We start from the raw sequence: 14,539 nt of genomic DNA on the forward strand, positions 1-14,539 counted from the left end.
GGCGCGGCCGGCCCGTCGCCCTGCGCGTCCCGGAACGGAATCAGGTGCAGTGCTTGAGCTTCGGGCGGATCGACGCCGGCACCGTGTCCTGGCAGACGTTGTCGGTGCCGCCGATGAGCGCCTTCCAGACCTTGTTCGTGCCGTCGTACTTGAACACGACGACGGCGGTGTCCATCGCCTCCGGCTGCGTCAGGGCCGTCGCGTACCCCTGGTAGCAGCTGATGTCCTTGAAGCCCTTGCCGAGGATGATCGCCCCGGCGACCTCGGCGTTGGCCTGGAACGCCTTCTGCAGCGTGGCCGCGTCGACGGGGCAGCTCCCGCCGGTCGCCGCCGAGCCGGATGCGGCCGGCGCCGCGCTGGACGGTGCCGCCGCGCTGGACGTGCCGGCGGCCGGAGCGGTGCTGGTGGATGCGGGTGCCGCGGTGGTGTCGGCCGGGTCCTCGGAGGAGCAGCCGGCGAGGGCGATCGCCGCGACGGCGATCGGGAGCAACGCTCGTGTCATCACACGCGGAATCCTGTCGTCTCCGGGGGCCGCGTGGTTGTCGGCTAGCGGACATCTACATTGGACAGTCGGCGGATGTCAGGCGTCGATGCGCATGAGCTTCCGGAAGTCGTACTGGTAGCCGTACCTGAGGCCGGTGAGCTGCTCGTCGACGGCGCCGACGCGGTCGGCGGGCACCGCCCGGCGCAGCTCGGCGCGCAGCACGACGCGGGCCAGGCAGTCGCCGGTCAGGTCGAGGAAGTCCGGGCCGCCCACGGGCTCCTCGGCGGCCGGGAACCACGGCTCGTCGCGCAGCGGCTCCCACCATCGCTCGGGGACGAACTCCTGCAGCATGTCCACCGCCGGGGCGAGCCAGCCGTCCGGCGCGTAGCCGGTGCTGTCGACCCAGACCGTGCCCTCGAACGGGCCGTTGAGGACCAGCCACGCGTACAGCTGGCTGCGGGTGCCGCCGAGGTGCAGCATCCCGTCGCGGGGGTCGCCGTCGATGTCGTAGAAGTCGTCCGGGTCCAGATGGTCCGCGTCCTCGCCCATCTCCTCCTGGTACTCCTCCAGCTGATCCGGCGTGCCGGCCCAGGCGCGGTCCAGCGGGAACGGATCCGTGTTGCACCGGAAGTGCTCCTCGGCCTCGTCCTGCTTGGACAGTGGCGTGCCGTACGCGGCCAGGGCCAGCAGCCCCGTGTCGGCGTCGCCGAACTCGAGCAGGTAGCGGCGGTAGCTCTCCGGCAGGCGGATCCCGTGCCGGGACTCGAAACCCTCCACTGTGGACGGATCCAGCGGGGCGGGCGCGGCCTCGGTCCAGCCGAGGTCGTGCAGGCGGGCGAACAGCCGCCGGATCCTGGCGACGCGCGGCTCGATGTCGGTCACGGGGTCGACCCTAGCGGCCGCGTCTCCACCCGTGGGTTGAGCCCCGGAGTCCATCTCCGCGCCGCCACGCCCGGCCACCGCCGCTGCGTACGGTCCATGTCGTTCCCCCCAGACGAACGGAGACAGCGATGGTGGAGAAGGCGCTCGTGGTGGCGGCCGGGATGGCGTTCGCGGCGTTCGTGATCAGCCGTCAGGTCCGGCGGCGCAAGGTCACCGCACGTGGGCTGGCGATCCTGCCGGTGTGGTTCCTGGCCCTGGCGCTGCTCGTCGACCACGCCGTGCTCGGCCTCGCGGTCGGCGGCTCCCGGCAGCGGGCCGAGACCGCGGAGCGCCTCCTCGCCACCGAACAGGCGGTCCGGGAGGCGGAGCTGACCACGTTCGCCGAGGACCAGGAGATGCTGGCCGCGCTCCGGGCCGGCGCCCGCGGCTACCTCACCAAGGACGCCGAAGCCGACGAGGTGGTCCGCGCGATGCGCCGGGTCACCTCCGGCGACGCCGACCTCGCGCCGCAGGTGCAGCGGCGGCTGCTGGAGATGCTGCCCGGCCACCCGCCCGCCCCGCAGGGCCCGCCGCCGGACGGCCTGACCGAGCGCGAGCTGCAGGTCCTCAGGCTGGTCGCGGAGGGCCTGTCCAACACCGAGATCGCCGGCCGGCTGCACGTGTCCGACGCGACGGTGAAGACCCACATCAACCACCTGTTCGCCAAGACCGGCGTGCGCGACCGTGCCCAGGCGGTCGCGTACGCCTACCGCCACCGCCTCGTCACCGGCTGACCCGCGTCCCGGGTGTCAGCGGGGGCGCAGGCCGTCCAGGGCGATCTGCAGCACCCGGTCGCGCTGGGCGTCGTCGCGGAAGCCGGCCGAGGTGAGGCCGCTGAGCATGCGGACGGTGTCGTCGAAGGTGACGTCGGGCCGGACGGCGCCGGCGGACTGGGCGTGGGTCATCAGGGGCTCGCCGACGCGGTAGATCTCCTCGCGGCAGCTGCGGAACATCGCCGAGTCGCGGTTGAGCGCCTCGTAGATGGCGCGCTTCGTCGCCGCGTACGACACGAACCTGCGCAACCAGGACTCCAGGGCGTCCCACGGCGGGAGGCCGGCGACGTCCTCGGCGGTCTGGCACAGCTGCTCGATCTCGCCGAGGTAGACGGTCTCGAAGAGGTCCTGGCGGGTGGGGAAGTTGCGGTACAGCGTCCCGATCCCGACGCCGGCGCGCCGGGCGATGTCCTCCAGGGACGCGTCGGTGCCGTGCTCGGCGAACGCGTCACGGGCCGCGGCGAGGAGCGCGTCGAAGTTGCGCCGGGCGTCGGCGCGCTGCGGGCGCCGGACGGCGACAGGGGACTCGGCCGACATGGGTGATCTCCAGCACGCAACGGAATAGTGGAACCAGGTAGAAGCGGAGGCACCCCTCCGCTAATGTGGAGGCGTACCTCCACTACTGTACCGCGTCCGGGGGAAAGATCCGATGACACGCGCACTCACCCTCAGCCCGCCGTCGCTCGCCACCGTCCGGCCGCGGGCGAGCCGGTTCCTCTTCGTCGCGCTGGCCACCGCGGCCGCGTCGTTCTCCCTGCTGCAGTCGCTGGTCACGCCGGTGCTGCCGAAGATCCAGCACGACCTGCACACCAGCCAGGGCACGGTCACCTGGGTGCTCACCGCGTGGCTGCTGTCCGCCGCCGTGGCGACGCCGATCATGGGGCGCATCGGCGACATGTACGGCAAGCGCCGCACCCTCCTCGTCGCGCTCGCCGCCATCGCGGCCGGGTGCCTGATCGCCGCCGCGGCGCCCAACGTCGGCGTCCTGATCATCGGGCGGGTCGTGCAGGGCCTCGGCGGGGCGGTGTTCCCGATCTCGTTCGGCATCCTCCGCGACGAGCTGCCGCCGGCCCGGGTCCCGTCCGCGATCGGCGGGCTGTCCGCGGTGATCGCCGTCGGCGGTGGCCTCGGCGTGGTCCTCGCCGGCCCGGTCGTCGGCGCGCTGGACTGGCGGGCGCTGTTCTGGATCCCCGCCGTCGTCGTGGCGGGCACCGCGCTGCTGACGCTGCGGTTCGTCCGCGAGTCGCCGGTCGGCGACCCGGGTCAGGGCCGGGGCCGGATCAACTGGCCGGCCGGGGTGCTGCTGTCCGCGTGGCTGGTCGCCCTGATCCTGCCGCTGAGCAAGGCCCCGGTGTGGGGGTGGACGTCCGCGCGGGTCGTCGGGCCGCTGCTGCTCGCCCTCGTCCTCGCCGCCGCATGGGTACTGGTGGAGCTGCGCTCGGCGGAGCCGCTGATCGACATGCAGATGATGCGGCTGCCCGCGGTGTGGACGACGAACCTGGTGTCGCTGCTGTTCGGCGCCGGGATGTTCGCGACCTACGCGTTCCTGCCCCAGTTCCTGCAGACGCCGCGGTCGACCGGCTACGGGTTCGGCACCACGGTCACCGGCGCCGGTCTCGCCATGCTGCCGATGCTGGTCACGATGGCGGTGGCCGGGTCCGCGAGCGGCCCGCTGACCGCGTACGTGCCGACGAAGGTCCAGCTGCTGATCGGCACCGCGACCGCCGCGGTGTCGTGCGCGGGGCTGACGCTGTTCCACGACGCGTACTGGCAGGTCGCCGTCGCGACGGGCGCGTTCGGGGTGGGGCTCGGGCTGACGTTCACGGCGATGGTCAACCTCATCGTGGCGACCGTCCCCGCCGGGCAGACGGCCGTGGCCAGCGGCATGAACGCCAACATCCGCACCATCGGCGGCTCGCTCGGCGCGGCCGTGGCCAGCGCCGTGATCACGGCCCACGCGACGCCCGAGGGTCTGCCGCTGGAGTCGGGCTACACGTACGCCTTCGCCGTGCTGACCGCGATGCTCGCCACCGCCGCGGTGATCGCGACCGTGGTCCCTCGGGCCCGGAAGGCCTGAGGGACCCGGGAACCGCTCAGCCGCGGGCGATCCAGACGTCGTCGAGCATGCCGTGGAACTGGTCGTTGTCCTTGCCGTTGCCCTTGCCGCCGATGCTGAGCGGCACGGCGTTGACGACCGACAGCGTCGCCGGCAGGGTCGCCGTGCCGTGGACCACGTCGTCGACGAGCAGGGTGAGGGAGGTGCCGTCGCGGCGGCACTCCAGGCGGTGCCAGGCGCCGTCGGACACCGACACGTCCGACAGGGCCACGTGGATCGCGGGCCCGGCCGCGTCGGCGAACACGCAGCTCGGCCGGCCCGCCGCGCCGTCGATCTGCAGCTTGTACTGGGTGCCGGAGGCCGAGTAGCCCTTCTGCACGATGTTCTGCCCGGAGCCGGTCTCCTTCTTCGGCAGGCGCACGGTCGCGCCGTAGCGGATCGGGCCGGTGCCGGGGTTCAGGTCCGGCGAGTCGGGCGTCTGCAGCACCGCGTGCGGGCACTTCTTGCCGGCGCACCGGGTCGGGAAGTCCGCCGCCAGGCCGGTGGTGATCTTCCCGGGCAGCTCGGCGAGCCGGACCTTGCCGCCGTGCCCGGCCGACGAGGTGAGCGTGTGCCCGTGCCCGGAGTCGTCCGCGACGACGGCGCCCCCGGCTCCCTTGCTCGCGGTGTCGAAGGTGTACCGGGCGACGATGACCGGTGCGGCTGTCTCGGCTGTGGCGGCGGCCGGCTCGGGTGCGGGCCGGCTCGGGGCGGCGGACGCGGGGCCGGCGCCGCCGAGCGCGCAGAGTGCCGCGACCGCCAGCACCGCCGGCCGGATGGCGCTCATCCGTCCGCCATACGTGTTCCCCCATGTGTTCATGCCCGAAATGTGTCATATTGACGCCGTAACCTCCGAGCATTTCCCCCAACGTGTCGGCCGCATTCCGTAGCCGAACGGTTGACGCAGGGTCACCCAAACCGGATGCCCGGACATGATCGTCAAGGTTCTGGGAAACTCGAAACCATGCGGTGGGCGGCGGTGGTTGCTGTGCTGATCGTGCTGATGCCCTCCGCCGGTCACGCCGCCGTGCCGGCGAGGGCGCCGGCGGCACCCGTCGAGATGTGCCGGATCACCGACCCCGCCGTGACCGAGGTGTCCGGGCTCGCCGTCACCCCCACGGGCTACCTCGTGGAGAACGACAGCAACCCCGACCCGGCCAAGACCCGCGTCTTCATGCTCGACAAGGCGTGCAGGGTGACCGGCGACGTCCAGTACCCCACGACCGCCCGGGACCCCGAGGACCTCGCCGTCGACCGGAAGGGCACGCTGTGGATCGCCGACATCGGCGACAACGGCCCATTGACCGGAGGCTCCGGCAACCGCCGCAGCACGATCGCGCTGTGGACCATGGCCGCCGGCTCGAAGCAGCTGAAGATCCACCGCCTGGTGTATCCGGACGGGGTGCCCCGCGACGCCGAGGCGCTGCTCATCGACGGGAAGGGCCGGCCGGTGATCGTCACCAAGGACCCCAACGGTGAGGTGTTCCGCCTCGACACGCCGCTGCCGACCGACAACACCGAGGGCGCGAAGCTCACCAAGGTCGGCGCGTTCGAGCCGCGGCGCACCGGCACGTCCAACCCGTTGGGGTTCCTCGGCATCGCCTGGGTCACCGGCGCCGCCGTGTCCGCCGACGGCACCAAGGCGGTGGTGCGCACCTACGCCGACGCCTACGAGTTCGAGGTCAAGGGCGGCGACGTCGCCGCGGCGATCACCTCCGGCAAGGCCACCGTGACCGCGCTGCCCGACGAGCCGCAGGGGGAGGCGATCGCCTACACCGCCGACGGCGCGAGCCTGCTGACCGTCTCCGACCAGGACGGTCCGGCCGTGATCCTGCGGTACCCCAGCGGCCTGAAACCGGCCCCGCCGAGCAGCGCCGCACCGCCCCCGCCGGCCCAGGCGCAGGCCCAGGCGCAGGCCCGGACGGCGCCCGACTCGAAGCGGTCCACCCGCGCCCCGCTGCTGCTGGGCGCCTTCACGGTGGTCGCGTTGATGCTGGTCGCGGCCGTAGCACGACGCGCCAGGCGACGATGAGCACCCACGGTGTCGACGCGGGAGCGCTCACATGACACGATTCACCGACAAACAGCAGTCGGGGGAGGGGCACGCGGCGGTGGTGCGCATCGAGGTCGAGCGGGCCACGACCCGTGACATGCGCCGGCGCAACCGGTCGACGCTGCTGTCGGAGCTGTTCTTCCGGGGGCCGCTGAGCCGCCACGACCTGAGCCGCATCACCGGCCTGAGCGCCGCGACCGCCAGCAGCGTCACCGGCGAGCTGCTCCAGGAGCACCTCATCGTCGAGGCCGGCCAGATCGAGTCCGACGGCGGCCGCCCGCGCGTGCTGCTGCGCGTCAACCCCGACTTCGGCCGGCTCGTCGGCGCCGACGTCGGCGAGACCGGCGTCAAGGTCGAGCTGTTCGACCTGTCCATGACCCGCCTCGCGGCCGTCGACGAGCCGCTGCCGTCGTCGCGGCCCGCCCCGGAGGCCGTCGCCGCGCAGCTGCTCGCCGGCATCCGCGAGGTCCTCGGCGACACCGACCCGGCCGACGTCATCGGCGTCGGCATCGGCGTGCCCGGCACCGTCGAGCAGTCCGACCCCGTGCGGGTGCACGCCCCGACCATCGGCTGGCGCGGCACGTCCCTCGACGGGCTGCTGCGCGACGGCGGCGTCACCGCGCCGCTCTTCATCGAGAACGGCGCGAAGTCCCTCGGCCAGGCCGAGATGTGGTTCGGCGCGGGCCGCGGCGCCGCCAACGCCGTCATCGTCCTCGTCGGCTCCGGCGTCGGCGCCGCCGTCATCACCAACGGCACCCTCTACCGCGGCGCGAGCAGCAGCGCCGGCGAATGGGGCCACACCACGGTCGTCTACGGCGGCCGGCAGTGCCGGTGCGGCGCCCGCGGCTGCCTGGAGGCCTATGTCGGCGCCGAGGGCATCCTCGACCGGTATGAGCAGGTCAACCCCGGCCTGGTCCGCAGCGCCGACGAGCTCGCCGACGTCGCGGCCCTCATCGCGGCCGGCACGCCCGAGGCCGAGGGCATCCTCGCCGAGACCGCCGGCATGCTCGGCGCGGGCATCGGCAACCTGGTCAACCTGTTCAACCCCGAGCGCGTCGTCCTCGGCGGCTGGGCCGGCCTCGCCCTCGGCGCCCGCTTCCTGCCGCAGATCCGCGCGGCGGCGGGGGAGCAGGCCCTGGAGCACCCGTTCGGCCAGGTGTCGATCGAGCTGTGCGAGCTCGGCCCCGACGCCGTCGCGTTCGGCGCGGCCACCCTGCCGATGGCCGAGCTGCTCCGCCGCGCGTCCCGCCCCTGATCCCCGTGTCGCACTTCTGACCGCCGTTTGCCGAAACTCGCGTCGCGACCTGCGAAGATCGATACAGTTCGCCTCGCGCCCCCTTGCCATCATGTCCCGCATGAAGGCACTGGCAGGCGGATGGGCGCTCACCGGCACGGGCGCCCTGCTCGGACTCGGCACCACGCTCACGCTCTGGGCCGTCGGCCCGTCCAAGTTCGACCCGGCGCGCTCGTGCCACTACCGCTTCGACGAGAGCCGCACGTTCACGGCCGTCGAGCGCTCCTTCCCGCCCCGCGTCACCTGCGTCCGCGACGACGGCCAGACCTTCGAGTACCTCTCCTCGACCACGACCCTCACCTCAACGGTCCTCCTCGCCGTGTCGGCGGCGCTGGTCCTGGCGGGCGCCGCCCTCCTCGCCACGACCTGGCTGCGCCGCGACGCCGTCCCCGCCCCACCCCCGTCCGGCAGCCGCGCCGTGCACCTGTGGCTCGCCCTGCTGCTCGGCCTCGCCCTCACGTTCGTCGTGACCGGCCTGGGCCTGGCGCTGTACCTCTTCCTCGGCCCCCTCGCCGCGCTCTTCCTCGCCACCCCGGCCCTCCTCGGCGCCGCCGCCCTCGCCGCCGCCCTGGACCGCCACGCCGGCCCACCCCGCCCAGGCCCCCGCCGCCGCGGCACGACCGTCACCCTCGGCGGCGCCCTCCTCGGCACGGCCCTGGTCCTCGCCACCTTCACCATCGACGCCCTCGACGGCTGGACCCCGCCGACGTTCCTGCTCGCCGTCCTCCTGTACCCCGCGATCGCCGCCACCCAGCACTTCCTGCCCAGCCCAGCCCCGACCACCCAGCCCACTCAACCGGCCCGCCCCTGAACCGACCGCGCATCGGACGTGCCCACCTCCGCGAGGACCTGCGGGGGCGCCGGCCCGCCCCAACTGCGACTCGCCGGACGTCATCGGGGCGGGGGCGGCGATCACCGGGGGTGGGGACGACGTGTTCCTGACGGCGGTTGGGCCCAAGGCCGACCTGAAGGGCCTCAGCCGTGCCGGTACGGCTGGAACTCCAGCGACGCCGGGTAGCCGGTGCCGGTCACGGCCTCGATGACGGCCCACAGGAAGTCCTCGTCGGGCCCCCAGGACGGGATCTCCACGGTCGCCTCCACGGGCAGCGGCGTGCCCACGTCGACCACCGCCTCCCCGTCGGCGTGGACGAGCTGCCGCACGACCTCGCCGCCGCTGGAGAGCGTGAACGCGTAGGTGCTGGCGACGCTGGAGAAGATGACGCTCAGCGCGTCGCCGGGCGGGTCGCAGGCCGGGGCGAGCGCCATCGACGGGTCCCACACCTGCGCCCAGCCGCCCGTCTCCGCGGCGAACAGCACCCCGTCGGCGAGCCCGCTCGTGGCCTCGTCGGCGGGGACCGGGGCGCCTTCCGCGACCGCGCGGGACGCGAGCAGCCCGACGGCGTCCGCCGCCGAGGCGCTCCGCACGAACAGCGCCGACGTGTTCCAACCCATCCCGAAACCCTAGAGCAGCCAGTGGTCGTGCGGGTGGCGGCCCGGCCGGAAGCCGGCGGCCTCCACCATCGCGGCCGCCTCGGCGAAGCCGGTCGCGACCAGGTCGGGCCGGTGCGCGTCACTGCCGAAGCACACGGCGCGCCCGCCGCAGTCGCGCCACCAGGCGACGAACTCGGGTTCGGGGCCGCGGCGGGTGTTGACCTCCAGGGCGCGGCCGGTGCCGGCGAGGGCGCGCAGCACCGCCCGGATCTCCTCCTCGAAGTCCGCGATCGTGAACGTGGTGCCGGCCGGCAGGTAGCGGACCGGGTAGTCGAGGTGGGTCAGGGCCGAGAACGGCGGGCCCGACTCGATCATGAGGATCGCCTCGGCGAAGTAGTCGCGCAGCACGTCCGCGACGCCCCGCAGCGGGTACTCGTCCTCGACGAGGCGGAACCGGCCGTCCACCCGCAGCGAGTGCAGCGACCCGATGACCCGCTCGAACGGCGCCGAGGCCAGCAGCGAGGACGCCTGCGCCGGGAACCAGTGCGGCTCGCCCAGCTCGACCCCGGTGATGATCTTCAACGTCGGGAACCTCGACCGGCACCGGTCGATCGCCGCCAGGTAGCCGGGCACGTCCAGCGGCGGCGGGGCGAGGTTCCTGTCGTCGGTCATGTGCGAGAACCGGCGCCCCGGGACGGCGTCGACGTCCCAGACGACGAAGTCGGTGTGCTCGGTGAACGCGATCGCCGGCAGTCCGAGCTCCACGGCCCGCGCGCAGGAGCCCTCCATGTCGCCGGTCGCGGTGTCCCAGGAGAACTCGGTGTGCGTGTGCAGGTCCGCGGGGAGCATGCCGGTGATCGTGTCAGGAGATGCCGAGGCCCCGCAGGTGTGTGAGGGCGTCGGTGACGCTCGCCACCACGGGCACGCCGGGCGTGACGGAGGGCCGGTCGACCATGAGCACCGGCAGCCGCAGCGACCGGGCCGCGTCCAGCTTCGCGGCCGTCATCGGGCCGCCGCTGTCCTTCGTCACGAGGAGCTGGATGTCGTACGAGGTGAGCAGCGCCGTCTCCCCGTCGACGGTGAACGGCCCCCGGTCGAGGATCGACGCCAGCCGCGGCGGGTGCGGCGGCGCCACCGGGTCGACGCTGCGCACGAGGAACCAGCGGTCCGTCAGGGCGGCGAACGCGCCGAGGCCCTGCCTGCCGGTGGTGAGGAACACCCGCTCGTAGGGGGACGCCGCGATGAACGCCGCCGCGGCATCGAGGTCCTGCACCCGGTGCCACTCGTCGCCCTCGCCGGCGATCCAACCCGGGCGTCGCAGCACCACCAGCGGTACACCTGCCGCCGCCGCCGACGCGCTCATCCCCGCCGCGAACGGATGGGTCGCGTCGACGACCACGTCGACCGCCTCGGCCCGCACGTAGGAGGCCAGCCCGGCGGGGCCGCCGAACCCGCCGACGCGGACCTCGCCGGGCGGCAGGGAAGGGTCCGCGACCCGTCCGGCGAGGGAGCTGATCACCCGGCAGCCGCCGGTCAGCGCCTCCGCGAGCCGCCTCGCCTCACCGGTCCCGCCGAGGATGAGCACAGTGCGCACGCCGGCAAGGATGTCATGCGGCGACGTGCAGCTCGACGCGTCCCTTCCCGGCCGCCTTCGAGCGGTACAGCGCGGCGTCGGCGAGGCGGAACATCGTCTCGCCGTCCAGTCCCGGCGTGCGGACCACCACCCCGGCGCTCGCGCCGACCCGCACCGGGCAGCCCGACGACGCCACCCGCGCCACGATGTGCACGCTCGGCACGCCGGTCGCGACGACCCCGCCGAGGCTGCCGATGGCGTGCATCGTGTCGCGCAGCAGCAGCGGCCAGGCCAGCACGAACAGCGCAGCCGCGACCATCACCCCGTCGAGGGCCAGCCGGACCCGCTGCTCCAGGGACTGCGGGGCGGCGGGCGCGCTGAGCAGGACCGCGGGCGCGAGCCCGACCGCGAGCAGCGACGCCCAGTCCCCGGCCCGCGGCGGCGGCCCGTCCCGCCCGGCGACGACGTCCAGGACGTACAGCAGGCAGGCCAGGGTCCAGCCGCTGGACGCGAGCCCGGCGAAGCCCCAGGCGACCCTGGCCCTGCCGGTGCCGGCGGCGAAACGGCGGAAGAGCCGCACGTTCGTGGCGAGGGCGAGGAGCGTCGTGCCGGCGCCCACGGTCGCGATCGTGCCGGCCGTGGGCGCCAGGATGACCGCGACCTGGGCCGCGGCGCAGACCGCGAGCAGACCGGCGACGAACAGCATCGCCGGTCTGATCGGCAGTGGTTACGGGTAGTTGACCCAGTTCGCGACGTTCGTCGAGGAGTTCGACGGCCCGCCGGTGTTGTTGATGATGTGCGCGATGGTGCCGGTGCCACCGAGGGAGACGGTGACCATGTTGTGGAACTTCACGCCTCCGGTCTGCGGGACCTCGAACGAGTGGCCCAGCACGACGCTCGGGTTGGTGCTGAAGAAGCAGTAGCTGCCCAGCCCCCACGCCTCGTGACTGGTGACGTTCGCGCCGACCTTGTACGCGGCCCAGCCCTGCGCCCCGCCGCCGCTGGACCAGCTGGACTGGTTCGGCACGTCGTACGGGATCTCGTTCTGGTAGAAGTACGTCCGGCCGCCGTTGCCGTTCCAGATCGTCTGGTACTGCTGGTAGTGCTCGACGAACAGGCCGTACATGGTGACGTTGTTGCCGTTGACGACGAGGCCGTTCGCGCCGGTGTTGATGTTCCAGCCGACGGTGCCGCCGTTGCCGTGGTCGGCGCGCCAGATCCACATGTGGTCGCCGATCACGTTGTTGCTGTTGACCCGCAGGCTGACGGTCGCCTTGCCGGCGATCGAGCCGCCGACGCGGAAGAACACGTCGTGCAGCGACGTCGGGTTCGCCGAGTGGTCCGCGGTCGAGCCGTTCGGGCCGACCTCCATGAGGACCTGCGAGTTGGTGGTGCCGGCGTCGAAGAGGACCCCGGCGACCTTCACGCCGTCGACGTCGGCGACGGTCATCGCGGTCACGCCGTTGTCGGGCACGATCGTGGCCAGGCCCAGGCCGAGCACGACCGTGTTGGCGCGGGTGATCCGGATGGTGTCGTTCACGTGGTACACGCCGGGGGTGAACAGCAGGTTCTGACCGTTGGCCAGGGCGGCGTTGATGCTGGCCGCGGTGGCGCCGGCCTTCACGATGTAGAACTGGCTGATCGGCAGGCTGGAGCCCGCCGTGCTGCCGGAGGACCAGCTGTTGCCGCTGGCGTTGGTGCGCAGCGACGGCACGAACACCTGGTAGGCGCCCGCGGAGTCGACGTACAGGAACGGCTTCTCCCGCACGACCGGCGCGGCGCCGACCGTGGTGTACGGCGGGTTGGGGAAGCTGTTGCCGGGCGCGCCGGCGGTTCCGACGAAGACCTGGTTCCAGTTGGAGCCGGACCAGCTGCCGATCTGCGAGTTACGGGTGATCCACTGCTGCTGGCTGCCGGACTGGATCTGGCCGTCGATCTTGCTGTCGGAGATCCAGCCACCGCTGGACCAGCCGCCGTCGGACAGCGCCAGGTTCCCGCGCACGTGCATCCGCCGGTACGGCGCGGCCTGCGACACCGCCCACCGGTCGAGCCCGCCGGTCGGGGTGACGGACAGGTTCTCCGCGGAGCGCCAGAAGTTCTGCGTCGCGTTCTGCGAGCCGTCCGGCCACCAGTCGGCCTCGGCGTGCACGGCGCCGTTGATGACCACCGAGTCCGGGCTCAGCCCGAGGCCCGCGACCTGGGTGAAGAACCCGACGTTGGCGTTGACGTTGTACGTGCCGGGCTTGAACAGCAGCGCGAACCGGGCGTCGCCGAACTGGTTCGTCACCTGCTGGTTGAACACGGTGTTGAGCCGGTTCTGGATCGTCGCCTGCGACATCGAGGAGTCGAACACCGACACGTTCGGGCCGAGGTCGGGGTTGTTCGGGTTGTTCGGGGGCGTGCTGGTCGGCGGGTTCGTGGTGCCTCCCGGGAGCGTCCACTGCTGGTTGGCGCTCGCGAAGCAGTCCCACAGCTGGAGCTTGGTCCCGTCGGCGGAGCTGGGGCCGGTCGCGTCCAGGCACTTGCCGAGCGACCGCAGTGTGCCGTCGCTCTGCTTGGACCACTGCTGGGCGGTGGTCCCGTTGCAGTCCCAGATCTGGATCTTCGTGCCGTTGGCGTTGCTGGCGGCGTTGACGTCGAGGCACTTGCCGAGGGCGCGGATCGTGCCGTCGTCGCCGACCGTCCACTGCTGGGCGCCGGTGCCGTTGCAGGTGTACAGCTGGACCTGGGTGCCGTTGGCGCTGCTGGCGGCGGCGACGTCGACGCACTTGCCGCCGTAGCCGGTGATCTGGCCGGTGGCGGCGGCCGAGGCGGTGGTCATGGCGACCACGGTGGTGCCGGTGACGGCGAGGACGGTCGCGCCGATGGCGAGACCGATCCTGCGTCGTGAGATGCGGGTCACGGGGGTCCCTTCTGGGCGGTTCGCCCGCCCTCGGGACCCATGTCGGGGGGTAGGTCCGGGGCGGGCGGGGAGCCGCCCTCCGGCGCCGGTGGGTGACGACGGAGGCCGAGATCTGTGAAGTTGCCTTACAGATCCATCGGAGGCTATTCCCGCCCCGGTACCTTAGTCAATACGCGACCTGAATTAAGGGGATGGCCTGCTGATTTACGCCTTCGCCAGGATCTCGCCCGCGCCGCCGACCGTCTCGTTCACGGCCTCCAGGTAGGCCTTCATGTCCGTGTTCTCCAGGCCCGTGCCCGCCACGACGACCGTGTTGCCGACGATGAGCGTCGGGTACATCTTCGCCTCGTCCTGCGCGTACGCCTTGGCCGCGTTGGCCGCCTTGAACTCCACGAAGATCGCCTGCTGCCCCCGCGACGGCATGAAGTCGCCCTTCTTCTTGTAGCAGTCGAACTGCTTGAAGTTCGCGACCGCGGACCGGTACTTCGAGGGCACGCCCGTCGAGTTCGTGTCCCACTGGCCGACCGGGCACAGCGGGTCCTTGGTGAACAGGTCACCGGTCAGCTTCGCCACCGTCTGGTACTGCAGCCCCTTCCCGGCCGCACCGCTCGCCTTCGCGCCGGCACTCCCGGACGGCTGCCCACTCCCGGCGGGCGCGGCGCTGGCAACGGTCGAGGCCGCGGCGGCCGGGTCGGCCTTCTTGTCGTCGGCCTTCTTGTCATCACCCCCGCAGGCGGCGGTCAGCAGCAGGGTGGCACCGGCGACAACGGACGCGATCAGCAGACGCTTCATGGGGATTCGTTTCCTTATATATGTGGTGGGGCGCGGAAGGTGTTCAGGGGGTTGTTTTCCTTGCGACGCCCATGAACCTACGCACCCCACCCGGCCGTTGAATCCCGGATGTATGCCACCCGACAACCATCGTGTCCCACCTCACTGTGTCTCCGCCCCACCGCTTCGCGGCGGGTCCCGGCGGGGATTCTCACCCGCACCCCAATGCGCCGCTCCGCGGC

General features: G+C 72.6%; 15 protein-coding genes. 5 read left to right on the forward strand and 10 right to left on the reverse strand.

Going from position 1 to position 14,539, the window contains the following annotated elements; all coding sequences use genetic code 11:
* Positions 1 to 40: 40 nt before the first annotated feature.
* Complete coding sequence (locus AB0I21_RS16340) at positions 41 to 502, reverse strand: hypothetical protein (protein WP_360561835.1); 462 nt, start codon at positions 500 to 502, stop codon at positions 41 to 43.
* Positions 503 to 580: 78 nt separating this feature from the next.
* Positions 581 to 1,366: an SMI1/KNR4 family protein gene (locus tag AB0I21_RS16345; protein ID WP_360561837.1), complete on the reverse strand. Its 786-nt coding sequence runs from the start codon at positions 1,364 to 1,366 to the stop codon at positions 581 to 583.
* A 128-nt stretch (positions 1,367 to 1,494) separates the two neighbouring features.
* Between AB0I21_RS16345 and AB0I21_RS16350 the strand changes: the two genes are divergently transcribed.
* On the forward strand, positions 1,495 to 2,139 hold the full coding sequence (locus AB0I21_RS16350) for a response regulator transcription factor (protein ID WP_360561839.1): 645 nt from the start codon (positions 1,495 to 1,497) through the stop codon (positions 2,137 to 2,139).
* A gap of 15 nt (positions 2,140 to 2,154) precedes the next feature.
* Here AB0I21_RS16350 and AB0I21_RS16355 read toward each other — a convergent pair whose 3' ends face one another.
* On the reverse strand, positions 2,155 to 2,715 hold the full coding sequence (locus AB0I21_RS16355; RefSeq protein WP_360561841.1) for a helix-turn-helix domain-containing protein: 561 nt from the start codon (positions 2,713 to 2,715) through the stop codon (positions 2,155 to 2,157).
* Positions 2,716 to 2,827: 112 nt separating this feature from the next.
* On the opposite strand from AB0I21_RS16355, the gene AB0I21_RS16360 reads away from it, so the two are divergent.
* The gene (locus AB0I21_RS16360) at positions 2,828 to 4,255 is read left to right on the forward strand and encodes an MFS transporter (protein ID WP_360561843.1); all 1,428 of its coding nucleotides are present in this window, start codon (positions 2,828 to 2,830) and stop codon (positions 4,253 to 4,255) included.
* A 16-nt stretch (positions 4,256 to 4,271) separates the two neighbouring features.
* Here AB0I21_RS16360 and AB0I21_RS16365 read toward each other — a convergent pair whose 3' ends face one another.
* The gene (locus tag AB0I21_RS16365) at positions 4,272 to 5,093 is read right to left on the reverse strand and encodes a LamG-like jellyroll fold domain-containing protein (RefSeq protein WP_360561845.1); all 822 of its coding nucleotides are present in this window, start codon (positions 5,091 to 5,093) and stop codon (positions 4,272 to 4,274) included.
* A gap of 168 nt (positions 5,094 to 5,261) precedes the next feature.
* On the opposite strand from AB0I21_RS16365, the gene AB0I21_RS16370 reads away from it, so the two are divergent.
* The 3 genes from AB0I21_RS16370 (at position 5,262) to AB0I21_RS16380 (ending at position 8,431) form a co-directional block, all read left to right on the forward strand.
* On the forward strand, positions 5,262 to 6,305 hold the full coding sequence (locus tag AB0I21_RS16370; protein WP_360561846.1) for a hypothetical protein: 1,044 nt from the start codon (positions 5,262 to 5,264) through the stop codon (positions 6,303 to 6,305).
* 31 nt (positions 6,306 to 6,336) lie between these two features.
* A complete protein-coding gene (locus tag AB0I21_RS16375; protein ID WP_360561848.1) occupies positions 6,337 to 7,581 on the forward strand; it encodes an ROK family protein in 1,245 nt (414 codons plus the stop codon).
* A gap of 100 nt (positions 7,582 to 7,681) precedes the next feature.
* Entirely contained in the window at positions 7,682 to 8,431 is a 750-nt protein-coding gene (locus tag AB0I21_RS16380) for a hypothetical protein (RefSeq protein ID WP_360561850.1), read from the forward strand.
* Positions 8,432 to 8,595: 164 nt separating this feature from the next.
* Here the strand turns inward: AB0I21_RS16380 and AB0I21_RS16385 are convergent, their stop codons facing one another.
* The 6 genes from AB0I21_RS16385 to AB0I21_RS16410 all read right to left on the reverse strand — a co-directional run bounded on the left by AB0I21_RS16385 (position 8,596) and on the right by AB0I21_RS16410 (position 14,318).
* Complete coding sequence (locus AB0I21_RS16385; RefSeq protein WP_360561852.1) at positions 8,596 to 9,072, reverse strand: hypothetical protein; 477 nt, start codon at positions 9,070 to 9,072, stop codon at positions 8,596 to 8,598.
* Positions 9,073 to 9,081: 9 nt separating this feature from the next.
* Positions 9,082 to 9,900 (reverse strand): PHP domain-containing protein, encoded by an 819-nt coding sequence (locus tag AB0I21_RS16390; protein WP_360561853.1) that lies wholly within the window; start codon positions 9,898 to 9,900, stop codon positions 9,082 to 9,084.
* Between the two features lie 13 nt (positions 9,901 to 9,913).
* A complete protein-coding gene (locus AB0I21_RS16395) occupies positions 9,914 to 10,645 on the reverse strand; it encodes a cobalt-precorrin-6A reductase (protein ID WP_360561855.1) in 732 nt (243 codons plus the stop codon).
* Between the two features lie 13 nt (positions 10,646 to 10,658).
* Positions 10,659 to 11,330, reverse strand: coding sequence for a hypothetical protein (locus tag AB0I21_RS16400; protein ID WP_360561857.1), 672 nt, complete (start codon positions 11,328 to 11,330; stop codon positions 10,659 to 10,661).
* Between the two features lie 21 nt (positions 11,331 to 11,351).
* Entirely contained in the window at positions 11,352 to 13,517 is a 2,166-nt protein-coding gene (locus AB0I21_RS16405) for a ricin-type beta-trefoil lectin domain protein (protein WP_360561864.1), read from the reverse strand.
* A gap of 213 nt (positions 13,518 to 13,730) precedes the next feature.
* Positions 13,731 to 14,318: a hypothetical protein gene (locus tag AB0I21_RS16410; protein WP_360561859.1), complete on the reverse strand. Its 588-nt coding sequence runs from the start codon at positions 14,316 to 14,318 to the stop codon at positions 13,731 to 13,733.
* Positions 14,319 to 14,539: the final 221 nt, after the last annotated feature.

This window comes from Dactylosporangium sp. NPDC050588 (assembly GCF_040654975.1).
Classification (GTDB): Bacteria; Actinomycetota; Actinomycetes; order Mycobacteriales; family Micromonosporaceae; genus Dactylosporangium; species Dactylosporangium maewongense.